Annotated in this window: 21 protein-coding genes and 1 pseudogene; 11 read left to right on the top strand and 11 right to left on the bottom strand. The window is 71.6% G+C overall.

Translation table 11 applies throughout. The features are described 5' to 3' along the window. The first annotated feature begins 7 nt into the window (after positions 1-7). On the top strand, positions 8-2,539 hold the full coding sequence (locus AB0O93_RS13130) for a DUF3516 domain-containing protein (protein ID WP_363344040.1): 2,532 nt from the start codon (positions 8-10) through the stop codon (positions 2,537-2,539). Between the two features lie 30 nt (positions 2,540-2,569). On the opposite strand, the gene AB0O93_RS13125 is transcribed toward AB0O93_RS13130, so the two are convergent. Continuing rightward, complete coding sequence (locus AB0O93_RS13125; RefSeq protein ID WP_363344038.1) at positions 2,570-3,085, bottom strand: DUF4262 domain-containing protein; 516 nt, start codon at positions 3,083-3,085, stop codon at positions 2,570-2,572. Positions 3,086-3,225: 140 nt separating this feature from the next. On the opposite strand from AB0O93_RS13125, the gene recQ reads away from it, so the two are divergent. Continuing rightward, positions 3,226-5,253, top strand: a complete 2,028-nt coding sequence (gene recQ, locus AB0O93_RS13120; RefSeq protein WP_363344036.1) for a DNA helicase RecQ — start codon at positions 3,226-3,228, stop codon at positions 5,251-5,253. A 180-nt stretch (positions 5,254-5,433) separates the two neighbouring features. Beyond that, positions 5,434-7,539 carry an acyl-CoA dehydrogenase gene (locus AB0O93_RS13115; RefSeq protein WP_363344034.1) on the top strand — a complete coding sequence of 702 codons (2,106 nt, stop codon included), beginning with the start codon at positions 5,434-5,436 and terminating at the stop codon, positions 7,537-7,539. Between the two features lie 105 nt (positions 7,540-7,644). Here the strand turns inward: AB0O93_RS13115 and AB0O93_RS13110 are convergent, their stop codons facing one another. Beyond that, positions 7,645-8,193 carry a type 1 glutamine amidotransferase domain-containing protein gene (locus AB0O93_RS13110; protein ID WP_363344032.1) on the bottom strand — a complete coding sequence of 183 codons (549 nt, stop codon included), beginning with the start codon at positions 8,191-8,193 and terminating at the stop codon, positions 7,645-7,647. A gap of 107 nt (positions 8,194-8,300) precedes the next feature. Between AB0O93_RS13110 and AB0O93_RS13105 the strand changes: the two genes are divergently transcribed. Genes AB0O93_RS13105 through AB0O93_RS13090 form a run of 4 tightly spaced genes read left to right on the top strand, consistent with a single transcriptional unit; the run spans position 8,301 to position 11,950 of the window. Next, positions 8,301-8,879, top strand: coding sequence for a DNA-3-methyladenine glycosylase I (locus AB0O93_RS13105; protein ID WP_363344030.1), 579 nt, complete (start codon positions 8,301-8,303; stop codon positions 8,877-8,879). Between the two features lie 24 nt (positions 8,880-8,903). Further along, positions 8,904-9,131, top strand: a complete 228-nt coding sequence (locus tag AB0O93_RS13100) for a hypothetical protein (protein ID WP_363344028.1) — start codon at positions 8,904-8,906, stop codon at positions 9,129-9,131. Beyond that, positions 9,128-9,553, top strand: a complete 426-nt coding sequence (locus AB0O93_RS13095) for a TA system VapC family ribonuclease toxin (protein WP_363344026.1) — start codon at positions 9,128-9,130, stop codon at positions 9,551-9,553. The genes AB0O93_RS13100 and AB0O93_RS13095 overlap by 4 nt, the downstream gene beginning before the upstream one ends. A gap of 42 nt (positions 9,554-9,595) precedes the next feature. Further along, the gene (locus tag AB0O93_RS13090) at positions 9,596-11,950 is read left to right on the top strand and encodes an excinuclease ABC subunit UvrA (protein ID WP_363344024.1); all 2,355 of its coding nucleotides are present in this window, start codon (positions 9,596-9,598) and stop codon (positions 11,948-11,950) included. A 10-nt stretch (positions 11,951-11,960) separates the two neighbouring features. Here AB0O93_RS13090 and AB0O93_RS13085 read toward each other — a convergent pair whose 3' ends face one another. The 3 genes from AB0O93_RS13085 to AB0O93_RS13075 all read right to left on the bottom strand — a co-directional run bounded on the left by AB0O93_RS13085 (position 11,961) and on the right by AB0O93_RS13075 (position 15,353). Further along, entirely contained in the window at positions 11,961-12,500 is a 540-nt protein-coding gene (locus tag AB0O93_RS13085; protein ID WP_363344022.1) for a recombinase family protein, read from the bottom strand. 66 nt (positions 12,501-12,566) lie between these two features. Then, a complete protein-coding gene (locus tag AB0O93_RS13080; protein WP_363344020.1) occupies positions 12,567-14,312 on the bottom strand; it encodes a sodium:proton antiporter in 1,746 nt (581 codons plus the stop codon). Beyond that, positions 14,313-15,353: a malate dehydrogenase gene (locus tag AB0O93_RS13075; protein WP_363344018.1), complete on the bottom strand. Its 1,041-nt coding sequence runs from the start codon at positions 15,351-15,353 to the stop codon at positions 14,313-14,315. It lies immediately after the preceding gene. A gap of 74 nt (positions 15,354-15,427) precedes the next feature. Between AB0O93_RS13075 and AB0O93_RS13070 the strand changes: the two genes are divergently transcribed. The 4 genes from AB0O93_RS13070 (at position 15,428) to AB0O93_RS13055 (ending at position 20,459) form a co-directional block, all read left to right on the top strand. Further along, positions 15,428-16,297, top strand: coding sequence for a neutral zinc metallopeptidase (locus tag AB0O93_RS13070; RefSeq protein ID WP_363344016.1), 870 nt, complete (start codon positions 15,428-15,430; stop codon positions 16,295-16,297). Then, positions 16,294-17,286, top strand: a complete 993-nt coding sequence (gene pip, locus AB0O93_RS13065) for a prolyl aminopeptidase (protein WP_363344014.1) — start codon at positions 16,294-16,296, stop codon at positions 17,284-17,286. The genes AB0O93_RS13070 and pip overlap by 4 nt, the downstream gene beginning before the upstream one ends. 62 nt (positions 17,287-17,348) lie before the next feature. Beyond that, the gene (locus AB0O93_RS13060) at positions 17,349-18,707 is read left to right on the top strand and encodes a glutamate decarboxylase (RefSeq protein WP_363344012.1); all 1,359 of its coding nucleotides are present in this window, start codon (positions 17,349-17,351) and stop codon (positions 18,705-18,707) included. Between the two features lie 231 nt (positions 18,708-18,938). Then, positions 18,939-20,459, top strand: coding sequence for a DEAD/DEAH box helicase (locus tag AB0O93_RS13055; RefSeq protein WP_363344010.1), 1,521 nt, complete (start codon positions 18,939-18,941; stop codon positions 20,457-20,459). 83 nt (positions 20,460-20,542) lie between these two features. Here AB0O93_RS13055 and AB0O93_RS13050 read toward each other — a convergent pair whose 3' ends face one another. The 6 genes and pseudogenes from AB0O93_RS13050 to AB0O93_RS13025 all read right to left on the bottom strand — a co-directional run bounded on the left by AB0O93_RS13050 (position 20,543) and on the right by AB0O93_RS13025 (position 26,202). Beyond that, entirely contained in the window at positions 20,543-21,112 is a 570-nt protein-coding gene (locus AB0O93_RS13050; RefSeq protein ID WP_363344223.1) for a GMC oxidoreductase, read from the bottom strand. Between the two features lie 168 nt (positions 21,113-21,280). After that, positions 21,281-21,925 (bottom strand): annotated as a pseudogene (locus AB0O93_RS13045) (GMC family oxidoreductase N-terminal domain-containing protein); the annotation flags it as partial. 12 nt (positions 21,926-21,937) lie between these two features. Beyond that, entirely contained in the window at positions 21,938-22,186 is a 249-nt protein-coding gene (locus AB0O93_RS13040; RefSeq protein WP_363344008.1) for a lycopene cyclase family protein, read from the bottom strand. Beyond that, a complete protein-coding gene (locus tag AB0O93_RS13035; protein WP_363344006.1) occupies positions 22,183-23,976 on the bottom strand; it encodes an aldehyde dehydrogenase family protein in 1,794 nt (597 codons plus the stop codon). The genes AB0O93_RS13040 and AB0O93_RS13035 overlap by 4 nt, the downstream gene beginning before the upstream one ends. Positions 23,977-24,056: 80 nt before the next feature. Next, complete coding sequence (locus AB0O93_RS13030) at positions 24,057-25,322, bottom strand: aminotransferase class V-fold PLP-dependent enzyme (RefSeq protein WP_363344004.1); 1,266 nt, start codon at positions 25,320-25,322, stop codon at positions 24,057-24,059. 7 nt (positions 25,323-25,329) lie between these two features. Then, on the bottom strand, positions 25,330-26,202 hold the full coding sequence (locus tag AB0O93_RS13025; protein ID WP_363344002.1) for an amidohydrolase family protein: 873 nt from the start codon (positions 26,200-26,202) through the stop codon (positions 25,330-25,332). Positions 26,203-26,210: the final 8 nt, after the last annotated feature.

The raw sequence follows: 26,210 nt of genomic DNA, 5'->3' as shown, positions 1-26,210 counted from the left end.
TGGGGGAATGCCCGCGACCCTGACCGAGACCCTCGCGTCGGCCGCCGGCGATCCGGACGCCGTGTACGACGTCTTCGTCGAATGGGCCACCGACCGGGGCTTCACCCTCTACCCCGCGCAGGACGAGGCCGTCATCGAGCTGGTCTCGGGCGCCCACGTGATCCTGTCGACCCCGACCGGCACCGGCAAGTCGCTCGTCGCCGTCGCCGCCCACGCGGCCTCGCTCGCCCGCGGGGGCCGCACCTACTACACGGCGCCGATCAAGGCCCTCGTGAGCGAGAAGTTCTTCGCGCTCGTGGAGATCTTCGGCGCCGACAAGGTCGGCATGGTCACGGGGGATTCCTCCGTGAACCCCGACGCGGCGATCGTCTGCTGCACGGCCGAGATCCTCGCGAACCTCGCCCTCCGACAGGGGACGGATGCCGCGATCGACCAGGTCGTCATGGACGAGTTCCACTACTACGGCGATCCCGAGCGCGGGTGGGCGTGGCAGGTGCCGCTGCTGACCCTCACCGGCACGCAGTTCCTCCTGATGTCGGCGACGCTCGGCGACGTCACCGCCATCGCGGATGATCTGCGGGAGCGCATCGGACGCCCGGTCGCCGAGGTCACCGGCGTCGAGCGCCCGGTGCCGCTGCATCACGACTACGAGCGGATGCCGGTCCACGAGGTCGTCCAGCGCCTGATGGATCAGAGCGAGACGCCGGTGTACATCGTCCACTTCTCCCAGGCGCAGGCGGTCGAGCGCGCGCAGGCCCTGTCGTCGGCGAAGGTCGCCACGCGCGAGCAGCGTGACGCCATCGCGGAGGCGATCGGCGGATTCCGCTTCACCACCGCGTTCGGCAAGACACTGTCGCGCCTGGTCCGCGCGGGAATCGGCATCCATCACGCGGGCATGCTCCCGCGGTACCGACGCCTCGTCGAGACGCTCGCGCAGCGCGGACTCCTCCGGGTCATCTGCGGCACCGACACCCTCGGGGTGGGGATCAACGTCCCCATCCGCACGGTCGTCATCACCGCGCTGTCGAAGTACGACGGCACGCGGATGCGGCAGCTGTCGGCGCGCGAGTTCCATCAGGTCGCCGGCCGTGCGGGCCGCGCCGGGTACGACCCCTACGGAAACGTCATCGTGATGGCGCCGGAGTGGGAGATCGAGAACGAGGCCGCGCTCCGGAAGGCCGGCGACGACGCCGCGAAGCGGAAGAAGATCGTCCGCAAGAAGGCGCCGACGGGGGTCGTGAACTGGGGGCTGGGGTCGTTCGAGCGCCTGGTCGCGGCCACGCCCGAGCCGCTGACGCCGCACATGCAGATGACCGCCGCGATGCTCATCAATGTCATCGGTCGTGGCGGGGACGTCTTCGGCAACGTGCGCGCGCTCGTGTTCGACAACCACGAACCCCTCGCGCGCCGGTACGAGCTCGCCCGGCGGGCCCTCGCGATCTTCCGGACGCTCCGCGCGGCCGGCATCGTCGAGGTCGACCGCACGGGCCCCGAGCCCGTGGTGCGCCTTACGGTCGACCTCCAGCCGAACTTCGCGCTCAACCAGCCGCTGTCACCGTTCGCGCTCGCGGCGATCGACCTGCTCGATCGCGACAGCGGAGCACCGCAGGAGGACGGTACGGGCTCAGGCCACTACGCCCTCGACGTCGTCAGCGTCATCGAGGCGACGCTCGACGACCCGCGGGCGATCCTGTCGCAGCAGGAGTACCGCGCGCGCGGGGAAGCGGTCGCGGCGATGAAGCGCGACGGCATCGAGTACGACGAGCGCATGGCGCTCCTCGAGGAGGTCACCTACCCGAAGCCGCTCGCCGACCTGCTCGCGCAGTCGTTCGAGGTCTTCGCGTCGAGCCAGCCGTGGGTCCGCGACTTCGAGCTGTCGCCCAAGTCGGTGGTGCGTGACATGTTCGAGCGGGCGATGTCGTTCGGAGAGTTCGTCGCCTTCTACCAACTCGGTCGCAGCGAAGGTCTGGTCCTCCGGTACCTGTCGGACGCCTATCGCGCGATCCGACAGACGGTCCCCGCCGAGGCCCGCACCGACGACCTCATGGACGTCATCGAGTGGCTCGGAGAGCTCGTCCGTCAGGTCGATTCGAGCCTCGTCGACGAGTGGGAGTCGCTGACCCACCCGACCGCTGGGGGCGACGACGCGCCCGTGGTCCCGCCCGCACCCCCGTCGGTGCTCACCAACCGTCGCGCGTTCACGGTCCTCGTCCGCAACGAGCTCTTCCGCCGCGTGCAGCTGGCGGCGCTGCAGGACGACGATGCGCTCGTCGCGCTCGATCCCGACGTCGACTGGCCCGCCGCGCTCGACGCCTACTTCGACGAGCACGAAGAGATCCTCACCGGGGGCCCCGCGCGCTCGCCGTCGCTCGTCCGCATCGACGAGACGGATGCCGCCGCCGGCCGATGGATCGTCGAGCAGACCCTCGACGATCCCGCGGGCGACCACGACTGGCGTATCCGCGGCGAGGTGGACCTCGCGGCATCCGTCGAGGAGGGCACCGCCGTGCTCCGCGTGAACGAGGTCGTCCGCCTCTGAGCGTCGCGGCGCCGACGCCTCCGAAGGTCGTCACGCGCGCCACTGCCCCGGGAGAGGCTGAGCGTCGGGCGTGAGGGAGTACCCGTCGTCCCACGGGAACCGGCCCTTCTCGTCGGCGTAGACGAGCTGCAGCAGCGGCACGGAGGCGTGATCCGGGCGATGGTAGTGCCGGTTGGCGGTGAACGCGATCTCGGCGGGGTTGGGAACCCGTTGCACCGAGATCCGTCTGGGCATCGCCGCCACATCCAGCGTCGTCCCCGGCAGGAGGTGCGCGCCGTCGAGCACGGCCGCCGCCACCTCGTTGAGCACCTGACCGGCCGCGTTCATGGACACCCCCGTGATCGCGAGTTCGGGGTGTCCGATGCCGAACAAGCCGGCGGTGTATCCGAACGCGGGGCCCTCGCCGGCTTCGGCGCACGCGCACCCCGGCATGGAGCACGCCCCTCCCACATAGGTGATGTACACGCCGTACTGCCGGATCATGTCGGCGACGTGCGCGTCTTCCTGGTCGAGCCAGGCGAGTTCTGCGTCGGTGATGTCGAACATCGGTCTTCCCTTCGTCCCGCGCTCTCTGTCGCAATGTTCGAAGATTGCACACGCCTCCGACATCCACATCGAACATCCGTTCTCCACAGGATCGATCCTGCACCCCGCGTCGTGTCGGGGCCGGCGGTTACGCTGGAGGAATGCCGCGTCCTGTCGAACCCGCCGACTCGGGACTGCCGTTCGACGACGCCCCGCCGTTCGACGACGCCCCGCCGTTCGACGACATCCCGCCGGACGCGTGGGCGCCGCCCGAGGACGACGGCTGGATGCCGCCGCCCGAGCCGTACGGAGGGTCGGGTGCCCCGCCCGCAGCCGCGCCGCCCGGTCCTGGCGCGCCCCCGGTCCGCGACTTCACCGGCACCGCGCCCGCCGACGTCCTCCGCGAGGTCTACGGGTACGACGCGTTCCGCGGCGATCAGGCCGCGATCATCGACCAGGTGACCGGTGGCGGTGACGCGGTCGTCCTCATGCCGACCGGCGGCGGCAAGAGCGTCTGCTACCAGGTGCCCGCCCTCGTCCGGCCCGGCACCGGCCTCGTGGTCAGCCCCCTCATCGCCCTCATGCACGATCAGGTCGACGCGCTCGTGGCCAACGGTGTGCGGGCGGCGTACCTCAACTCCACGCAGGATGCCGCCGAGCGGCGTCGCGTCGAACAGGCGTATGTGAGCGGCGGGCTCGACCTCCTCTACGTCGCCCCCGAGCGGCTGAACACCGACTCCGCCCGCCGCCTCCTCGGGCAGGGCCGGCTCAGCGTGATCGCCATCGACGAGGCCCACTGCGTCTCGCAGTGGGGGCACGATTTCCGCCCCGACTACCTCGGCCTCGGCGATCTCGCCGAGCGCTTCCCGGACGTCCCGCGGATCGCGCTGACGGCCACCGCGACGCCGGCGACCCATCGCGAGATCTCCGAGCGGCTCCAGCTCCCGGGCGCCCGCCACTTCGTCTCGAGCTTCGACCGCCCCAACATCCAGTACCGCATCGAGGCGAAGTCCGACCCGCGGCGTCAGCTGACCGCGTTCATCCGTTCGCAGCCCGAGGGGGCCGCAGGCATCGTCTACGCGCTGAGCCGGAAGTCGGTCGAGCAGACCGCCGAGTACCTCAGCGCTCAGGGCATCGACGCCCTGCCGTACCACGCAGGCCTTCCCGCGGAGACGCGTGCGGCCAACCAGTCCCGCTTCCTCCGCGAGGACGGCGTTGTAATGGTCGCCACCATCGCGTTCGGGATGGGCATCGACAAGCCCGACGTCCGCTTCGTCGCCCACATCGACCTGCCGAAGTCCGTGGAGGGCTACTACCAGGAGACCGGTCGCGCCGGTCGCGACGGCCAGCCCGCCGTCGCGTGGATGGCCTACGGTCTCGGCGACGTCGTGCAGCAGCGGCGCATGATCGACCAGTCGCCCGGCGACCGCACGTACAAGCTGCGACTCGGCCAGCACCTGGACGCCATGCTGGCCCTCTGCGAGACGGTCGGATGCCGCCGCCAGAACCTCCTCGGCTACTTCGGAGAAGCCTCCACCCCGTGCGGCAACTGCGACACGTGCATCGAGGCCCCCGACACGTGGGACGGACTCGTCCCCGCGCAGAAGCTGCTGTCGACCATCGTGCGCCTTCAGCGCGAGCGCAACCAGGCGTTCGGCGCGGGCCACCTGATCGACATCCTCCGCGGTGCCTCGACCGACCGCATCCGTCAGCAGGGGCACGATGCCCTGTCCACCTATGGGCTCGGTGCCGACCTGTCGGACCAGGATTGGCGGAGCGTCATCCGTCAGCTCCTCGCCCGCGGGATCCTGGTCGCCCGCGGCGAGTACGGCACTCTCGCCTTGGGTGAGAGCGCCGCCGGTGTGCTCCGCGGTGAGACTCCCGTGCCCCTCCGTCGCGACACCATCGGTCGCACGTCGGCGCCGCGCGTGCGCCGCGCCGCAGCGCCCGACGGGGTGGCGGCGGGCGACGTGCCGCTCTTCGAGGCGCTCCGGGCTTGGCGGGCGGGGGTCGCGCGCGAGCTCGGGGTTCCCGCGTACATCGTGTTCGGCGACGCCACCCTCCGCGCGCTCGCGCAGCGGCGGCCGTCCTCGCTCGCCGATCTCGACGGGGTTCCCGGCATCGGCGCGAAGAAGCGCGAGGCGTACGGCGACGCGGTCCTGGAGGTCGTGGCCGAACAGGCCGCGTAGGCGACGGACGGAGCAGGTCGCCCGCCCGCCGCGGAGACCGCCTGTTGATCAGACACAACCGCTCCCGGCGCGAAGCCCCGGCATCCTTGTCGGTTAGGTCCAACGGAGTTTGCCCACCCTTGTGGGAGACCTACCGTTGAGCCAACCTTGCTTCTGTCCATCCCTTGAAAGGTGATGCACATGGCTGACGCCGCCGTCCGCACATCCAGGCCCGCCACCAACCGCCGCACTCCCGCCGGCGGCGCTCCCCGGGCACCTCATTCCGCCGCCGAGGCCGCCGAGGCCCGCATCGACATCGCCGCCGTGGAGAACATGCTCCTCGGCACGTGGGCCGACACCCGCCGCGAGACGCGCGAGGCGATCAAGGACTCCGCCTTCTGGCAGGTCACCGGCCAGACGAAGGAGGAGCACCGCGAGCGGGTCCTCACCCAGCTGCACATGCTCGTCGACATCGACGGATCGCGTCGCGCGTTCCCGGCCGAGTACGGCGGACACGACAACAACGGCGCCAACATCGCCGGATTCGAAGAGCTGGTCCTCGCCGACCCGAGCCTGCAGATCAAATCCGGCGTGCAGTGGGGTCTCTTCGGCTCGGCGATCTACCAGCTCGGCACGAAGACCCACTGGGACCGCTGGCTCCCCGCGGTCATCTCGCTCGAACTCCCGGGCGCCTTCGCGATGACCGAGACCGGCCACGGATCGGACGTCGCCGCCATCGGCACCACCGCCACCTACGACCCCGACACCGAAGAGTTCGTCATCAACACCCCGTTCCGCGGGGCGTGGAAGGACTACCTCGGCAACGCCGCCCTCCATGGCAAGGCGGCCACCGTCTTCGCCCAGCTGATCACGGGCGGCGTCAACTACGGCGTGCACTGCTTCTTCGTGCCCCTGCGCGATGACGAGGGCGCCTTCCTCCCCGGCATCGGCGGTGAGGACGACGGCGTCAAGGGTGGTCTGAACGGCATCGACAACGGGCGTCTTCACTTCGACCATGTCCGGATTCCGCGCGAGAACCTCCTCAACCGCTACGGTGACGTCGCCGCGGACGGCAGCTACTCCTCCGACATCGCCAGCCCCGGTCGCCGCTTCTTCACGATGCTCGGCGCGCTGGTGCAGGGCCGCGTCTCGCTCGACGGCGCCGCGACGACGGCATCCGCCCTCGCGCTGAAGATCGCCGTGACGTACGGCAACGAGCGTCGTCAGTTCGATTCGGGCAGCGGCACCGACGAGGTCACCCTGCTCGACTACGGCAAGCACCAGCGCCGTCTTCTCCCGCTCATCGCGCAGAACTACGCTCAGTTCTTCGCGCACGACGAGTTGCTGACGACGTTCGACGGTGTCTTCTCGGGCCGCAACGACACCCCCGACGAGCGGGAGAACCTCGAGACGCTCGCCGCCGCGCTGAAGCCGCTGTCCACGTGGAACGCCTTGAACACGATCCAGGAAGCGCGGGAGGCGTGCGGCGGCCAGGGCTTCCTCGCCGAGAACCGCCTCGTGGGCCTGCACCACGACCTCGACGTCTACGTCACCTTCGAGGGCGACAACAACGTGCTGCTGCAGCTCGTGGGCAAGCGCCTGCTCGCCGACTACGCCCGCCAGTTCAAGGGAGCGGATGCCGCTGCGCTGGCGAAGTTCGCTGTCGGCCAGACCGCCGGGAAGGTGTTCCACGGCGCGGGCCTCCGCCAGCTCGGACAGTCCGTCGCCGACTTCGGATCCACCGCTCGCTCGGTCGAGCTCGGTCTCCGCGCCGAGCAGCAGCACGAGCTGCTCGCCGGCCGCGTCGAGCAGATGGTCGCCGACCTCGCCACGGCGCTCCGCCCCGCATCCAAGCTGGCGCCGTCCGAGGCGGCCGACCTGTTCAACCAGCACCAGGCCGAACTCATCGAGGCGGCCCGCGCGCACGGCGAGCTGCTCCAGTGGGAGGCGTTCTCCGACGGGGTGAAGGCGATCCAGGACGAGGGGACCCGTCAGGTGCTCACCTGGCTGCGCGACCTGTTCGGACTCCACCTCATCGAGAAGCACCTCGCGTGGTACCTCATCAACGGGCGCCTCTCAGCCCAGCGCGCGGCATCCGTCTCGCGCTACATCGGTCGTCTGTGCACCCGACTCCGTCCGCACGCGCAGGATCTCGTCGACGCCTACGGCCTCGCGCCGGAGCACGTCCGCGCACCCATCGCGTCGGGCGCCGAGCAGGAGCGCCAGGATGAGGCGCGCGAGCACTACGCACGGTTGAAGGCCGCGGGCGACGCGCCCACGTCCGAGAAGGCGCTGCAGAAGAAGTAGGTCGCACCCAGACGGAAAACAGGAGATCCGGCGAGAACAGGACGATTCCAGGGAATCGAACCTGAACTCGCCGGATCTCCTGTTCCGGTGAGAGGAAGTGACGCGTCAGGCGGTCTGCTCGGCGTGGGCGCCCTCCGCGATCTCCTCGATCACCTTCGCGTTGAAGGCGGGGAGGTCATCCGGCGTGCGGCTGGTGACGAACCCGGCGTCGACGACGACCTCCTCGTCGACCCAGGTCGCCCCGGCGTTGCGCAGATCGGTCTTGAGGCTCGCGAAGCTCGTGAGTGTGCGGCCCGAGACCACCTCGGCCTCGATGAGCGTCCACGCCGCGTGGCAGATGGCGCCCACGGGCTTGTGCTGGGCGAAGAATGCGCGGGAGAACGCGACGGATGCCGGGTCCATCCGCAGATCGTCGGCGTTGACGACGCCGCCGGGAAGGACGAGGGCGTCGAAATCGGCGGCATCCGCATCCGACGACACGAGGTCGACGCTCTGGGAGTGGCCGTTCTTGCCGGTGATGGAGCCGGCGGCGGGGGCGACCATGACCGCGGTGGCCCCGGCGGCCGTGACCGCCTCCCAGGGGGAGGTGAGCTCGCTGTCTTCGAATCCGTCCGTCGCGAGGAAGGCGACGCGCTTTCCGCTGAGATCTGTCATGCCCTCACGGTAGGCAGGGTGGGTGCCGGCGCGCGCGGGGTTGACACCGCCCCGCGACGTGGCATCATCCGCGTGCGCGTGTCGGCGGCTGCTCCTATGCTGGCGCGATGATCGGGGATGTCGTGGTCGGCGACGACGGACGCAGCCGGTGTGCGTGGGTGGGCGCGGATGCCGAGTACGCGCGGTATCACGATGAGGAGTGGGGGCATGAGCTCCGCGGTGACCGCGCGCTGTTCGAGAAGGTGAGCCTCGAGGGGTTCCAGGCGGGCCTGTCCTGGATCACGATCCTCCGCAAGCGTCCACGGTTCCGCGAGGTGTTCGCCGGATTCGAACCCGAGGTCGTCGCGGCGTTCGACGAGGCGGACGTCGAGCGCCTGATGACGGATGCCGGCATCGTCCGCAACCGCGCGAAGATCCTCGCCACGATCTCCAACGCGGGCCTGGTCGCGCAGATGGAACGGGGGGAGTTCGAGGCCCTGCTATGGTCGTTCGCCCCGGCATCCGGAGCGCGCCCGGCGACCCTGGCGGACGTGCCGGCGGTGACGGCGGAGTCCGAGGCGATGAGCAAGGCCCTTCGCAGACGCGGCTTCCGCTTCGTGGGCCCCACGACCATGTACGCCCTCATGCAGTCGGCGGGCATGGTCGACGACCACGTCGCCGCGTGCTGGCGAGCCGTTGACGACTGATGCGTGATGCCTGATGCTTGATGCATGCGTACGACCCTCACGATCGACGACGACGTCCTCGCCGCCGCCAAACAGTTCGCCGATGTCCGCGGCATCACCCTGGGTGAGGCCATCTCGCAGCTTGCCCGCGCGACCCTCACCGAGCGACGCCGATTCGGGACGAGGAACGGCGTGGTCCTCTTGCCCACCCAGGCGGGGTCCGCGAGTGCCGACCTCGATGACGTCAACGCCCTGCGGGACGACCTCGCGTGACACGCCATCTCCTCGACGTGAACGTCGTCATCGCCCTGATCGATCCCCTGCACGTCCACCACGAGCGCGCGCACGCCTGGTTCGCGACGCGAGACGCGCCCTGGTGCACGAGCCCGACGGTGCAGAACGGCGTGGTCCGCGTCGTCAGTCACCCGAAGTATCCGAACACCCAGCCCGCACCGACGGTCATCGCGAGCCTCGCGAGCCTCGCCGCGCAGCCGGATCACGAGTTCCTCCCCGACTCGGTGAGTCTGCTCGACGCGTCGGTGTACACCGAGCGTCTCCTGGCGAGCTCGCAGGTCACCGACACGTACCTGCTGCACCTGGCTGCCTCGCACGAGGCGCGGCTCGCGACCTTCGATACCCGGATCGTCACCGCGGCGGTACCCTCGGGCGCGGAGGTCGTCTTCGCCATCCCCTAGGCGCCGCGGCCGGCCGGTCGACGATCGACGGAGGGACGCACGATGAGTGACGACACCGGGCCGCACATCGCCGACGCGCACGATGTGATCCGCGTCATCGGGGCGCGAGAGAACAACCTGAAGAACGTCGACGTCGAGATCCCCAAACGCCGCCTGACGGTGTTCACCGGAGTCAGCGGCTCGGGGAAGTCCTCGCTCGTCTTCGGCACCATCGCGAGCGAGTCCCAGCGCCTCATCAACGAGACCTACCCCACCTTCGTCCAGCAGTTCATGGCGCAGCTGAACAGGCCCGAGGTCGACGGTCTCGAGAACGTCAGCCCCGCGATCATCGTCGACCAGGAGCGCATGGGAGCGAACGCCCGATCGACCGTGGGCACCGCGACCGATGCCCACGCGATGCTCCGCATGCTGTTCAGCCGCCTCGGGCAGCCGCACGTCGGATCGCCCCAGGCCTTCTCGTTCAACATCCCCTCGGTCTCCGGCGCCGGCGCGATGACGCGCGAGAAGGGCGGGACGACCGTCAAGGAACGCCGGTCGTTCGAGATCACCGGCGGGATGTGCCCGCGCTGCGAAGGCCTCGGCGAGGTCAGCGACATCGACCTCGACGAGCTGGTCGACCGCGACAAGTCGCTCGCCGACGGTGCGATCACAATCCCCGGCTACAGCGTCGACGGCTGGCTCGTGCGCATCTTCACCGAGTCCGGCTTCATCGATCCCCACAAGCCCGTGAAGGACTTCACCGAGACCGAGCACCACGACTTCTTCTACAAGGAGCCGGTGAAGGTCAAGGTGCAGAACATGTCGATGACCTACGAGGGCATCGTCCCGAAGATCACCAAGAGCATGCTGCAGAAGGACCGCGAGGCGCTGCAGCCGCACATCCGCGCGTTCGTCGACCGCGCCGTGAAGTTCCAGCCGTGCCCCGACTGCGGCGGCACCCGCCTCAACGACGGCGCGCGCTCCTCGAAGATCGGTGGCGTCAGCATCGCCGATGCCGCCGCCCTGCAGATCACCGACCTCGCGGCGTGGCTCGACACGATCGACGACCCCGCCGTGGCCCCGCTCCTGGCGACCCTCCGGCGCACCATCGCGTCGTTCATCGACATCGGTCTCGGCTACCTCTCCCTCGACCGCTCGGCGGGGACGCTGTCGGGCGGCGAGTCCCAGCGGACCAAGATGATCCGGCACCTGGGGTCGGCCCTCACCGACGTCACCTACGTCTTCGACGAGCCCACCGCGGGCCTGCACCCGCACGACATCGCCCGCATGAATCGTCTCCTGGAGCAGCTGCGTGACAAGGGCAACACGGTGCTGGTCGTCGAGCACAAGCCCGAGGTCATCGAGATCGCCGACCACATCGTCGACCTGGGCCCGGGCGCCGGGCGCGCGGGCGGCGAGATCCAGTACGTCGGCGATGTGGCCGGGCTCCGCGCCTCGGGGACGGTCACCGGGCGCCATCTCGACGACCGTGCCCGGGTGAAGGACACCGTCCGAACGCCCTCCGGCGCGATAGAGATCCGGGGGGCGACGCGGCACAACCTGCGGGGCGTCGACGTCGACGTGCCCCTCGGCATCCTCACCGTCGTCACCGGGGTCGCGGGGTCGGGGAAGTCCTCGCTCATCCACGGCAGCCTGCCCGACCGCGATGGGGTGGTCGTCGTCGACCAGGCCCCGATCAAGGGCAACCGGCGCTCCAGCCCCGCGACGTACACCGGGCTCATGGACGCCGTGCGCTCCGCCTTCGCCAAGGCGAACGGCGTCAAGCCCGGGCTCTTCAGCGCCAATTCGGAGGGGGCGTGCATCGCGTGCCGCGGCCTCGGCGTGATCATCACCACCCTCGGCTTCACCCAGACCGTGGAGACCCTCTGCGAGGTCTGCGACGGCAGCGGGTTCAGCGACACCGTCCTGGCATATCGGCTCAACGGGAAGGACATCGCCGAGGTGCTGGCGATGTCGGCGACCGAGGCCGCGGACTTCTTCCCCACGGGGACGGTCCACACCACCCTCGCCCGCATGATCGACGTCGGACTCGGGTACATCACGCTCGGCCAGGCGTTGACGACGCTCTCGGGCGGCGAGCGGCAGCGCCTGAAGCTGGCGATCTCGATGGCGAAGAAGGGCGTCGTCTACGTCCTCGACGAACCGACCACGGGCCTCCACCTCGCCGACGTCGAGGCGATGCTGGGGCTGCTCGACCGCCTCGTCGACGACGGCAACAGCGTCGTCGTCATCGAGCACCACCAGGCGGTGATGGTGCACGCCGACTGGATCATCGATCTCGGCCCGGGTGCCGGCCACGACGGTGGTCGCATCGTGTTCGAGGGGGCCCCCGCCGACCTCGTCGCGGCGCGCTCGACCCTCACGGGCGAGCACCTCGCCGCGTACGTCGGCGCGTGAGGGAGGCCGGTCAGCGCCCGGTGTCGTAGAGGTGCCGGCCGCCGGGCTCGAGGACCTTGACCACGACCCCCCGCCGGTGGAGCTCGGCGACGGTCCGGGTCTCTTCGTCGATGTCGCGGCCGAGGGCGTGCACGTTCGCCACGACCAGCACGTCACCGCGCTGCAGCGTGCCGAACAGGCGCACGAGACGCTCCTCCCAGCTCTCCAGGATCTCCGGTGACGGATGCCGGAACCCCTCGATCGGGACGCCGAACCGTGTCAGCGCATCGCGCTGGGCGACCACCGAGGGCATGTCGTCGCGCGAGATGACGAGTCCGACGAGGCGCGAACCCGCCGGGCGTGCGCGCCACCAGTGACGATCCTTCTGCAGCTCGGTGAAGCACTTCGGGCACTCGGCCGCGGGGTGCGGGAGGTGCAGCGGACTCGTGTCCGAGGTCACGGCGTCGTCCGCCGCGCGCTGCCGGTGCACCGAGACATCCACGGAGGCATCCACGGCGACGTCCACCGCGGCATCCGTCTCCGTCGACGGAGCCTCACCGATCTCACTCATGGGAGCCCTTTCACGTGAACGCCCATTCTCTCCCGGATTCGCGCAGATCGCACCTCGGCGCGGGTCTCATTCGCCGTCGAGCCGCAGCTGCAGGCTGAGCTCGTCGGCGTCGAGTTCTGCGAGGGCGTGGCGGAGCGCGGCGGTGCTGTACTCGCCGCCGTGCGACAGCTCCTCCAGTCGCGCGCGCATCGCGTCGATCAGCGCCATCCGAAGCTCGAGCAGATCGCGGGCGAGGGTGGTGGTGTCGTCGTCCGGCGGTTCGGTGAGGCGGCGACCGACGCGTTCGACGAGGTGCTCCGGGAACGGAGAACCGTCGCGGCGGCGCAGTCCCGGCTCCTCGAGAGCGGATGCGGCGGCCCGACGCAGCGCGTCGTCGATCCGGGTCTGCTCCTCGCGTGTGATCGCATCCTGGGCGGAATCATCCAGCCGCAGCATCCGCACCAGCGCCCGGAGGGTGAAGCCCTGCAGCATGAGGCTTCCGACCGCCACGGCGAAGGCGACGAAGACGAGCAGCGCGCGGTCGGGGCTATCGCGGGGAAGGGTCTGGGCGGCGGCGAGCGTGACGACGCCGCGCATCCCCGCCCACACGATGACCGTGCCGTGCTTCCAGCCGAGGGGCGTCGCCTGGTAGTAGTCCAGGTCCGCCATCATGCGCGACACGCGCGCGCGGGCCGCCGCGATCCGGGACTGCCGGACCTCGGGGTTGGTGCGGCTGAGCCGTGGTGGTCGCTCGGCGGCGGCGTCCAGGCGCTGCTGGGCATCGTCGAGGCGTTCGCGGCGTCGACCGCGGCGACGCGCGCGCCGGCCCTGGAGCCAGAGGAGGAACGCGACGTAGACGCTCCGGACGGCGAGGATGATCACGAGCGCGACCGCGGCGAGGCCGACCCCCTGGCCGATGCCCTGCGGCGACTCGCGGAGGTCGAGCAGGATCTCCTTCAGCTCCAGCCCCATGAGGAGGAACACCGCGCCCTCGAGCACGAGCTCGATCGTCCGCCAGTTCAGCTCGTTCGACAGGCGCTGCTCCGGGGTGAACCATCGTGCCGATCCCTGCCCGGTGACGATGCCGGCGACGACCGCGGCGACGAGACCCGAACCCCCCAGCTCCTCCGTCGGGAGGTAGGCGGCGAACGGGACGACGAACCCGATGGCCGTGCCCGCGGCCGAGTGCGACACGGCTCCCCGCAGCCGCAGATTCAGCCATCCGATGATCGCCCCGACGACGAGGGCGACGAGGACGCCCCACAGGAAGGATCCGACGAAGTCCGGAGCCTCCGTCGTCGCCGTGGCGCTCGCCCCGATAGCCGCGGCCGCCACCGCCGTGCGCAGGAGCACGAGGGACGTCGCGTCGTTGAGGAGACTCTCGCCCTCGAGGAGCGTCACGACGCGGCGCGAGATGCCCAGGCGCTTCACGATCGAGGTCGCCACGGCATCCGTGGGGCTGAGGATCGCCCCGAGGGCGAGGGCCAGGAAGAAGTCCAGACTCGGGATCACGGCCTGGAAGAACAGGGCGAGGACCACGGCGCTGACGACCACGAGCAGGACCGAGAGGCCGGCGATGGGCCGGAAATCCCGACGGAACTCGATCGCGGGCATCGACACCGCCGCCGAATAGAGCAGGGGTGGGAGGACGCCGACGAGGATCAGCTCCGGGTCGACCTCGATCGGCGGGACGAACGGGAGGAGGCTCACTCCGATCCCGATGATCACGAGCGCAAGGGGGCCCGCGATGCCGAGCCGGGGCGCGAGGGCCGTGGCGAGGGTGATGACGAGGACGCCGAGGATCGCCGCCAGGACGATCTCGGTGGGCCCCATCTACCGCCCCCCGAGGTCGCGGACCGCGGCGCGCTCGGCGGCCAGCTCGTCGACAGAGGTCTGCAGCAGTGATCGTCCGCGGTCGTCGAGGGCGAGACCCTCCACCGCGCGATAGCCGCCGTCCGACCCGGATACACCGGGAGACGCGACCGGCATCGAGCAGACCAGGCCTTCCGGGATGCCGTACTCGCCGCGCGAGACGATCGCCGCCGAGGTCCGGCGGCCGTCGGTGCCGAGCTGCTCATCGCGGACGTGCTGGATCACGGCGTGCGCCGCGGAGGCCACGGACGACGAGCCGCGGACCTCGATGATCTCCGCGCCCCGGCGGGCGACGCGCGGGAGGAAGGTCTCATCCAGCCACGTCTGCGCCGCGTCCCCGCCGCCGAATCGCTCGGCGAGGGCGTCGAGGACCGGGCGCTCGCCGTCCGGCATCCGCACGCGCGCGTGGGCGACGTCCGGGAACTGGGTCGCGGAGTGATTCCCCCAGACGACCAGTCCGTCGACCGCGGCGGGGGAGACCTCGAGGACGGCGGCGATCTGCGCCACCGCGCGGTTGTGGTCGAGTCGCGTGAGCGCGGAGAAGCGCTCGGCCGGGATATCCGGCGAGGCCGCCGCGGCGGCGAGGAGGGCGTTGGTGTTGGCGGGGTTCCCGACCACCACCGCACGGATGCCGGGGGCGGCGGCCTCGGCGATCGCTCGACCCTGCGGCCCGAAGATGCCGGCGTTCGCAGCGAGGAGGTCGGCGCGCTCCATGCCCGGTCCGCGGGGGCGGGCACCGACGAGGAGGGCGATGTCGGCGCCGTCGAAACCGACCCGCGCGTCGTCGGTGACCTCGACGTCCTGAAGGAGCGGGAAGGCGCCGTCCTGCAACTCGAGCGCCGCACCCTCGGCCGCGCGGAGGCCCTGAGGGATCTCGAGCAGGCGCAGACGCACCCGGCGGTCGGTGCCGAGCATCTCACCCGCGGCGATGCGGAACAGCAGGGCGTAGCCGATCTGCCCTCCGGCGCCGGTGAGGGTGATCGTCGTCGCATCGCGCACCATGGTGCGAGCCTACTCACCCGGGTGCGCACGGGTGGGTCCGCGTGCGCGGACCCGGGGGGCTGTACCGTCAACCCATGACGTTCAACGACAACGCCCGCGTGGGCGGTCATTCCGCCAAACGGCGGGGACGGGGCGTCGCGATCGCGGGCGGCGGCGTGGCCGGTCTCGGAGTGATCGCCGTGCTCCTGCTCAACCTCTTCACCGGCGGCGACTTCTCCGGATTCCTCCCCACCGACACGGGACAGAGCTCGGCCGGCGAGAGCGAGATCGCCGAGTGCGACACGGGCGCCGACGCCAATGCCCGCGACGACTGCCGGCTCGCCGCGGCGACCCTCGCCGTCGATCAGTACTGGGAGGGCGAGCTCCGCGGCTACCGCCCGCCGACCCCGATCATCGTCGACGGGTCGACGTCGACGCCGTGCGGCACCGCGTCGAACCAGACCGGCCCCTTCTACTGTCCCGCGGACGAGACCGTCTACATCGACCCGACGTTCTTCTCGCTCCTGCGCGAACGCTTCGACGCCACCGGCGGCCCTCTCGCGCAGCTCTACGTCCTCGCGCACGAGTACGCCCACCACGTGCAGTACATCACCGGTGTCTTCGAGCAATACCCGCCCGGCGACAGCGGTCCGGACAGCAACGGCGTCCGTCTCGAACTCCAGGCCGACTGCCTCGCCGGTGCGTGGGTCGGTGCGATGAGCGAGCAGGTCGACGAGAACGGCACGCCGTTCCTCCAGGCGCCGACCGAGGCGCAGATCCAAGACGCCCTGAACGCCGCGGCGACCGTCGGCGACGACCACATCCAGGAGGTCTCGACCGGACGCGTCTCCCCGGAGACCTGGACCCACGGCTCCAGCGAACAGCGGCAGGGCTGGTTCCAGACCGGCTACCGCGAGGGCCCCGCGGCGTGCGACACCTTCGCGGTGGACGGGAGTCAGCTGTGACGGCCCATCTCGACGGCATCCTGTATCCGCCGATCGAGCCGTACGACACCGGAGAGCTGCTTGTCGGCGACGGCAACCGCGTCTTCTACGAGCAGAGCGGGAACCCCGACGGCAAGCCCGTGGTGTTCCTCCACGGCGGCCCCGGCGGGGGGACTTCGCCCTGGCACCGCCGCTTCTTCGACCCCGAGCGGTATCGCATCATCCTCCTCGACCAGCGCGGCTGCGGGCGGTCGACGCCGCACGCGAGCGCGCCGGATGCCGACCTCCGCCACAACACCACGTGGCACCTCGTGGCCGACATCGACCTGCTGCGCCGGAACCTCGGCATCGACCGGTGGCAGGTCTTCGGCGGATCGTGGGGCAGCGCCCTCGCGCTCGCCTACGCGCAGACGCATCCCGAGGCCGTCACCGAGATCGTGCTCCGCGGGATCTTCACGCTCCGCCGCCACGAGCTCGAATGGTTCTACGAGGGCGGCGCCGGGGCGGTCTTCCCCGACCTCTGGGCGGACTTCATCGCGCCGATCCCGGTGCTGGAGCGCTCGCGCATGATCGAGGCGTACCACCGGCGGCTGTTCGACCCCGACCCCGCGGTCCACCGCCCCGCAGGCCTCGCCTGGACCCGGTGGGAGGCGTCGACCCTGACCCTGCGGCCCGACCCGGAACTGGTCGCGGCGATGACGGACCCGGACGCCGCGGTCGCCTTCGCGCGGATCGAGAATCATTACTTCGTGCACGAGGGCTGGTTCCGGGAGGGACAGCTCATCGAGAACGCCCGGGCCCTCCGTGATATCCCGGCCGTCATCGTGCAGGGACGCTACGACGTCTGCACCCCGATGATGACCGCGTGGGACCTGCACCGGGCGTGGCCCGAGGCCGACTTCGTCGTGGTTCCGGATGCCGGGCACGCGGCATCCGAACCCGGCATCGCCGCGGCACTGCGGGCCGCGACCGACCGGTTCGCGCAGGAAGCGGTCACCTCGGAGGGGTGAGGTCGGGCGCTGGGTTGGTCTTTCGCGGCCCGGCACGCCAGAGTGGGCCTCGGAGGTCACCCATGGACAGCGAACTCACGCCCCTTTTCGACCGGCAGACCGGGTCCAGTGCCATCGGCCACAATCGGCTCGGCGCGGAGCCCCTGCTGCCGCAGACGGCCTACCAGCTCGTGCACGACGAGGCCCTCCTCGACGGCAACGCGCGGCTGAACCTGGCGACCTTCGTCGGCACGTGGATGGACGACTACGCCAACAAGCTCTACGCCGAGTCGTACGACAAGAACATGATCGACAAGGACGAGTACCCCTCGACCGCGGCGGTCGAGGACAAGTGCTGGCGGATCCTCGCGGACCTGTGGAACGCCCCGTCCGCCGACGACGCGATCGGCACCTCCACGATCGGCTCGAGCGAGGCGTGCATGCTCGGCGGCCTCGCCTTCAAGCGTCGGTGGCAGCACGCCCGGCGCGCGGCGGGGAAGTCCACCGAGAAGCCGAACCTCGTCATGTCGAGCGCGGTGCAGGTGGTGTGGGAGAAGTTCTGCAACTACTGGGACGTCGAGATGCGCCTCGTCCCGATCAGCGAGGAGCACCCGGTCTTCGATGGGACCGGACTCGCGGATTACGTCGACGAGAACACCATCGGCGTCGTCGCAATCCTCGGGGTCACCTACACCGGGGCGTACGAGCCGGTGAAGCAGATCGCCGCGGTGCTCGATCAGATACAGCGCGACACCGGGCTCGACATCCCGCTCCACGTCGACGGGGCCTCCGGTGCGATGGTCGCGCCGTTCCTCCAGCCCGACCTCGAGTGGGACTTCCGCCTCGAGCGCGTGCACTCGATCTCCACCTCGGGCCACAAGTACGGCGGCGTCTACCCGGGCGTCGGCTGGGTGGTGTGGCGTGAGGCGCAGTGGCTCCCCGAGGATCTCGTCCTGCGGGTGTCGTACCTCGGCGGCGACATGCCCACCTTCGCCCTCAACTTCTCGCGCCCCGGCGCGCAGGTCCTCCTGCAGTACTACATGTTCCTGCGGCTCGGCTACGCCGGTTACACCGAGATCCAGCAGGGATCCCAGGATGTCGCGGTGCACCTGTCGGACGGCATCGGCGCGATGGCGCCGTTCGAGCTGATCAGCCGCGGCACCGATATCCCCGTGTTCGCGTGGACGATGAAGGCGGACTACACCGACAACTGGACGCTGTACGACCTCAGCGACCGCCTCCGCATGCGCGGGTGGCAGGTCCCGGCCTACCCGCTGCCCGCGAACCTCGAGCACATCATCGTCCAGCGGATCGTGGTCCGCCGCGATCTCAGCCACGACATGGCCGACAAGCTCCTCGCCGACATCCGCACCGAGGTCGCCTACCTCGACGCCCTCCAGGCCCCCATGCCGTCGCTGCACACCGAGGTCTTCCACCACTGATCGGCGCCCTCCCGGAGGCGCTCGCCGCCGACGTTCAGCCGTGTGCTGGTAGTGTCGGAGACCTTGCAGCGCGTTTCTCGCGCTTCTTGCGTCGTTAGAACGCTTCTCTCGCCCGCATCCGCTCTCCCGTAACGGATGCCGTCGGCCGATGACATTCACGCGGCGACCCGGAATCGAAATCCGATCCCGGCCACCGACCCCAGGCGCCTGTGCGCGCCGGAGACATCCCCCATGACCGAAATGACTTTCGGCGCGCTCGGCGTGCCCCAGCCCCTCGTCGACGCCCTCGCGGCGGACGGCAAGAGCACGGCCTTCCCGATCCAGGCCGACACCCTTCCCGACACCCTCGCCGGCCGCGACGTCCTCGGCCGCGGCAAGACGGGCTCGGGCAAGACCCTCGCCTTCTCGCTGCCCCTCGTCGCCCGCATCGCCGAGCGCCGCACCGGCCCCGCGCGTCGCGGACGCCGCCCCCTGGGCCTCGTCCTCGCCCCCACGCGCGAGCTCGCCACCCAGATCGACGCCGTCCTGGCCCCGCTCGCCGCGGCCACGGGCCTGGTGACCACGACGATCTTCGGCGGTGTGAACCAGAACCGTCAGGTGCAGGCCCTCGCCGCCGGCGTCGACATCGTCGTCGCCTGCCCCGGTCGCCTCGAGGACCTCATGCGCCAGGGCTACGCGCACCTGGACGCCGTGGAGATCACCGTCATCGACGAGGCCGACCACATGGCCGACCTCGGCTTCCTGCCGGTCGTCACCCGCATCCTCGCCGCCACCCCCGCGCAGGGACAGCGCCTGCTGTTCAGCGCGACGCTGGACAACGGCGTCGACAAGCTCGTCGCGCGGTTCCTCCGCAACCAGGTGCTGCACTCGGTCGACGAGGCGCACTCCCCGGTCGCGGCGATGACGCACCACGTCTTCACCGTCGCCGACGCCGACGCGAAGAAGGACCTCGTGAAGACCCTCGCCTCCGGCACGGGTCGCCGCATCCTCTTTTCCCGCACGAAGCACCACGCGAAGAAGCTCGCGAAGCAGCTCACCTCGCAGGGCATCCCGGCGGTCGACCTGCACGGAAACCTGTCGCAGCCGGCGCGCGACCGCAACCTCGCCGCGTTCTCGTCGGGTGCCGCCCGCGTGCTCGTGGCCACCGACGTCGCCGCCCGCGGCGTGCACGTCGATGACGTCGAACTCGTCGTCCACGTCGACCCGCCCACCGAGCACAAGGCGTACCTGCACCGTTCGGGCCGCACCGCCCGCGCCGGCGCCGAGGGCGCGGTCGTGACCGTCGTCCTGCCCGAGCAGCGTCGCGACGTCACCCAGCTCCTGCGCAAGGCCGAGATCAGCGTCGCCCCGGTGCAGGTCACCGCGACGGATGCCGTCGTCGCCGAGCTCGTCGGCGAGGTCGCCGCGTACGTCAAGCCCGAGCCGGTCGTCGCCGCCCCCCAGGGTGGCGGGCGCAGCCAGGGCGCGAACGCGCAGCGCAAGCGCGCGGCGCGCGGGGAGTCCGGTGCCGGTGCGGCATCCGGTGGGGCTTCCCGCGGTCGCCGTCGCCCCCAGGGCGCCGGCGGCCCTGACCGCGCGCAGACCTCGGGGGCCACGCGCACCGCGCACGCTCCCGCCGAGCGGTCCGCGGCGCCCGCCGGCAACCCCCGCTCGACCGGACGCCGGGCCTCCGGTGGCGGCGCGCAGGGCGGGAAGCTCATGGTCGGCTCCGTCGTCCGCGACAACGGCCGGGGCCGTCGCACCGGGCGCTGAGCCGGGCACCCGCGCTTTCCCCGACCCACGCATCCTGCGCCGGGAGACACCGTTTCGGCGGTGCCTCCCGGCGCAGTCCGCGTTCAGCGGGTGGTCGACGCGAGGAGGTCCGCGGCGCGCTCGCCGATGACGATGCTCGGAGCGTGGGTGTGGCCGCGGATGACGACGGGCATCACCGAGGCGTCGGCGACGCGCAGCCCCTGCACGCCGCGCACCCGGAGCTCGGGATCCACGACGGATGCCGCATCCGTCCCCATCCGCGCCGTGCCCACCGGGTGGTAGAGCGTGTGCGAATGGTGGCGGAGCGACGCTTCGGCGCGCTCAGCCGCGGTCATCGCCTCGCCGCCGTCGGGCTGGATCCATCCGCCGGTCGTGACGGCGCGGAGGGACGGCATCCGCAGCAGGCGCTCGCACTCGGCGAGACCCGCGAGCATCGTGCGCTCGTCGACGCCGTCGGGATCGCTGAGATACCGCGGGTCGATGACCGGCGCCGCGGTCGGGTCGGTCGAGGCGAGTCGGATCTCTCCGCGACTCCGCGGGCGCAGCAGGATCGCTCCGACCGTCAGCCCCTCCCCGGGTGTCGGCACGAGCCCCTCGCCGACGTAGGGGACGGGCGCGAAGATGATCTCGATGTCGGGCAGGTCCGCGGCCATCCCGGCGTCGTCGGCGACGGGGGTCCGGACGAACCCGTACGCCTCGGCGACGTTCGAGGTCAGCATCCCGCTCCGCCGCGCGAGGTACGGCGCGAGGTGCCGTGCGCGGGTGGCGGTGTGCAGCGTCCCGCCGTGCGCGGCCGGCGCGAGCCCCGCGACGAGGTGGTCCTGGAGGTTGCGTCCGACCTCCGGGGCGTCCACCACGGAACGGATGCCGAGCCCGGCGAGCGCGTCGGCGGGACCGATGCCGCTCAGGAGCAGCAACTGCGGCGTGTTGATCGCGCCGCCGGCGAGCACGACCTCGTCGCGTGCGGTCACGTGACGGGTGACGCCGTCGATCCGGACGTACACGCCCGTCGCGCGGGGACCGCCGCCGGTGTCGCCGTCGTCGAACAGCACGCGCGTCACGAGCGCGTCGGTCACGATGCGGAGGTTCGGACGGCCGCGCGCGGGGCGGAGGTACGTGTCGGCGGTCGAGGCCCGGGCGCCGCGGTGCTGGGTGACCATCGTCCGGCTGAACCCTTGGCCTGCGGGGAGGTTCGCCGGCGTCACCGGATGCCCCGCTTCGACCGCGGCGGCGAGGAACGCCGCCGTCTGCGGTCGGGGGTCGCGCTGGTGCTCGATGTGCTGCGGTCCCTCGGCGCCCTGCGTCGGGTCCGCCGGATCGTCGGTCCGCTCCACGCGACCGAAGAGGGGCGCCAGGCGTTCCCACGACCACGCGGGGCCCGCGGCATCCGCCCACTCGTCGTAGTCGGCGGCGAACCCGCGCACCCACATCATCGCGTTGAGCGACGATGAGCCGCCGAGCGTGCGGCCCCGCGGCCACTACACGCGGCGTCCGGCGAGGTGCTCCTGCGGCGTGGTGTCGTACGACCAGTCGTAGGGGCCGCGGAACAGGCGAGAGAACGCGGCGGGCACGTGCAGTTCCGGCGCCCGGTCGACGGGGCCGGCCTCGAGGAGGAGCACCGTGCGCCGCGGATCCTCGGTGAGGCGCGCGGCGAGGGCCGCACCGGCAGAGCCCGCGCCGACGACGACCACATCGGCGACGAAGTCGCCCCGGCCCGTGTCGCTCATGCGCGCAGCGTCCGGAGGAACGTCGGCACGAGTCCGCCGACGGCGCGGATCGAGCGGAGCCCTCCGCGCGCCCGGAACCGGGTGAAGCCGGCGCTGACGGATGCCCCGGTGCGCGCGCCGACGAACCACGGCGGCTTCGGCAGGACGGAGAAGATGCCCGCCCGGCCGGGGAGGAGGGCGGGCAGCGACCGCGGAAACGGCCGGAACGGGGCCCGTCCGATCGAGCGCTCGACGTCGTCGAGGAGGAGGGCGTTGTGCACGACCCCGGTGCCGCTGCCGATGTCGGCGAGCGTGCCGCCGGGGAACGCGTTCCACGTGAGCGTCGGGGTGAGGAAGACGAACCCGGTCCACGTGTTGATCGCGATCGCGCCGTAGCGGAGCGCGGCGACGGCCTCCTCGAACCCGCTCCCCAGCGCCCGCTCCGTCTCGGGATCGATCAGGAGGTTCGCCCCGAGCGACCCGGCGAGACGGTCGTTCGCGTAGGCGACCGCGCGGTCGAGGAACTCCTGCCCGTCTCCGGTGAGGGTCTGCACGCCGAGGACCGGGGCGAAGTACTCCGTCTGCTCCATCGGCGTCGCGTCGTCGTCCGGCCGGAGCTCGACGAGCAGGCGCTCGCCCCCGACGCGGAGGGCGTGCGGGAAGGATGCCGCGGCCGCGGCCACGCTCGTGGCGCCGCTCGGGTACCAGACCGGTCGCGCGGGGGCGGTGGCGAGGGCACGGCGGAGTTCGGTCAGGAACGCGTTCCGCTGCGGCCAGTCGGCGCTGAGGATCACCAGCTGGCCCGCGATGCAGTTGTGGCCGGCGTTGTGCAGGCGCATCGTCGCGATGTGCTCGGCGTGGAAGCGGAGGTCGGCGGCGCTCCACTGGCCGGGGACGACGATGATCGGCGAGACCCCGCCCAGCTCGGCGGAGATGGGGACCTTCAGCTTCGGGCGCCCCTCGCGCCGTCGCCGGGTGGCCGCGCCCGAGGGAGGACCCCAGACGATCGCGTCGAAGGTCTCGGCCGCTCCCGTGATGTGCACGTGGTCGATGCCGGAGTGGGCGGTCAGGTGGGCGCCGACCGCGCCGCCGCCGCGGACGATCCGCAGGTACCCGCCGGCGATCAGCGGCGCGAGGACCTGGCGGAGGATCGGGAGGAGGGCATCCTGCAGGGGATTGAGCTTCAGCAGCACGACGCGGTTGTGCGCGAGGAGCTCGGTGAAGACGTCCTGCACGGGGATCGAGGTGATGTTGCCCGCGCCGAGGACGAGTCCCACGCCGCCGGGCGCCTGCGGGTCGCGTTGGGCGAGGCCTGCCCGCCGGCGGGCGTCGGCCGCGGTCGTGCCCGGCGTGAACCACACCTCGCCGGTGTACCCCGACAGCACGAGCCGATCCGAGAGATCGCCCGGGAACACATGCGCCCGGATGCGCCCGCCCGGTGCGACCGTGAGCGCGACGTCGTCGAGGGGGGAGGCGCCGCGGGCGAGCGTCCGCAGCGTCCGGGCGTACGCGGCCGTCGCCACGAGCGCGGCGTACGGACCCGAGAGCCACTCCTCGCCGCGGGACGGATGCCCCGGGTCCAGGCCCTTCGCCCGGGACGCGGCATCCGCCCACTCCTCGGCTCCCGCGGCGATCGTGTCGTGCAGCCGGTCGAACAGCCGCGCGCGCTGGGTGAGCGTCAGATGACGCCAGGTGCAGGCCCCGTGCCGGAGGCCGTCGAGGGCGGCATCGACGGCGGCCCGCTCGGTGTCGGTGAGTCCGGACCCCGCAGCCGTTGCGGACGGGGCGGCGAGGTGGGAGGCCTGCGGCAAGACGCGCTCCTTCGTGCGTGCCGTCAGTGTACCCGCGCGGTGAGACGTCGTCTCAGGAGGGAGGGGACCGGATGCCGCGCTCAGCCGACCTCGCCGACCGCCCGCGCGATCTCGCGCATGCCGTCGAGGGTCTCGGTGAAGCTCGTCGACAGGGGCGAGAGCCCGATCCGGAGTCCGCCGGGGTCGCGGTAGTCCGGGATGACATCGCGCTCCCACAGGCGGCGGGTGACCTCGCGCATGCGGGGGTGCGAGAGCGTCACGTGGCCGCCGCGGTGCGCGGAGGAGCGCGGCGAGGCGATCCCGACGCCGAGGGGCGCGAGGAGCTCCTCGGTCGCCTCGACCGCGAACTCCGTCAGCGCGATGGACTTCGCGCGGATCTCGTCGATCCCCGCCTCGGCGATCATCGCGAGGGTGTCCTGCATCGCCAGCATCCCCACGATCGGCGGGGTGCCCGACAGGAACCGGCGCATGCCGTCGGCCGGGCGGTAGCGGGGGCCCATCGCGAAGACGTCGGCCGCGCCCATCCACCCCTGGATCGGCTGCGCCAGTGCCGCCTGGTGCCGGTGGGCGACGTAGGCGAACGCGGGCGATCCCGGACCGCCGTTGAGGTACTTGTAGGTGCAGCCGACCGCGATGTCGACCCGCCACGCGTCGCACTCCACCGGGACGGAACCCGCCGAGTGGCAGAGATCCCAGAGCACGAGCGCGCCGGCGTCGTGGCTCAGGCGCGTGAGGGTCTCGACGTCGGCGAGGTGGCCGGAGCGGTAGGCGACGTGCGAGAGCACCACGACCGCCGTCTCCGGACCGACCGCGGCGCGCAGCTGGTCGGCCTCGACGCCGGCGGCGGTGTCGACGTCGATCCACCGGATGCGTCCGCCCCGCTCGGCGGCGATCCCCTCGACGAGGTAGCGGTCGGTGGGGAAGTTGTCGCGGTCGACGACGATCTCCACGCGGCGCGGGTCGAGCGCGTGCTGGTGGTCGAACGCGGCCCGGATCAGCTTGTACAGCAGCACCGTCGTGGAGTCGCCGATCACCGTCTGCCCGGATGCCGCGCCGATGGCGGTGCGGCCGATCTCGTCGCCGATCGTGAAGGGCAGCTCCATCCACGAATCGTCCCAGCCGCGGATGAGGCGTCCGCCCCATTCCTCGAGACCGAACCGCTCCCACCGCTCGAGCGTCGCGCGCGTCGGGCGACCGAGGGAGTTGCCGTCGAAGTACACCAGCGACGTCTCGCTCCCGACGAACCGGTCGCGGAACCCCGCCAGCGGGTCGTCGGCGTCCAGGCGCGCGGCCAGGCGGTCCAGGTCGTCCGGTGCGGTCGCGGGCGGGGTCGCGGTCCTGGTCACGGGGTCCTCACATCCTCACCACGCGCGCCCGGGCGAAGCGGGCGGCGACGGCGGCATCGGTCTCGCGGATGCCGGCGGTGACGGCATCCGGAACGACCGTACCCACTCCGGCGGGCGCGTGGGGGAGCGGCCACGGATCGCTGAGCGCGCGGACGAGCGCCTCCCCGCGGATGCCGGCCCCGAGGAGGCGCTCGATCTCGGTCGCGTTCACCCCGAGCGGCAGGTCGCCGTTGCCGAGGTCGGTGCCGTAGAGGACCCGGCCACCGGCGCGATGGAACCGTGCGAGGTGAGCGATCGCCGTCGCCGCCGCCGGGGATCCGGTCTCGTGGATCGCGAGCGTCGAGATCCACACGGTCTGCGCGGCCGCGCGCGCGAGGAGCTCGTCGTCGAGGTGATCGTCGAACGGGGTGTGCGCGAGGGCGTCGACGCCCGCATCGAGCGCGCGGCGCGTCATCCCCTCGCCCTCCACGTGCGCGACGACCGGGAGCCCGTCGGTGCGGGCTGCGGTCACGACGGCGCGGAGGATCTCGTCGTCCGGAACCGGGCCTGCGCGGGCGTTCAGGGCGACCTTGATGAGCGAGGCGCCGGACGCTGCCTGTTCCGCGACCGCGTCGGCCGCGTCCGCGGCATCCGTCATCTGCCGCACGACCGGGCCGGGTGCCCACGCGCGCCCGGTGGGATATCCGCCGACCGCCGTGAGGAAGGCGCCGGCGTAGGCCGGGTGGGGCATCGCCGCGCGCCCGGCGGCGAGGTGCGCCGGGTCGCCGCCGAGGTCCACCCAGCCCGCGATCCCGCCGGCGACCAGAGCGGACGTGTCGACGAGGTGTCCGTGCACGTGGTGGTCGAGGAAGGGCGGGAGGAGAGCGCCGGCGGGGGCCATCGCGTCAG

This window comes from Microbacterium sp. NPDC077184, from assembly GCF_040687055.1.
Classification (GTDB): Bacteria; Actinomycetota; Actinomycetes; order Actinomycetales; family Microbacteriaceae; genus Microbacterium.
Note: the sequence above shows the minus strand (reverse complement) of the source record. Positions and strands in the feature narration are given on the sequence as shown.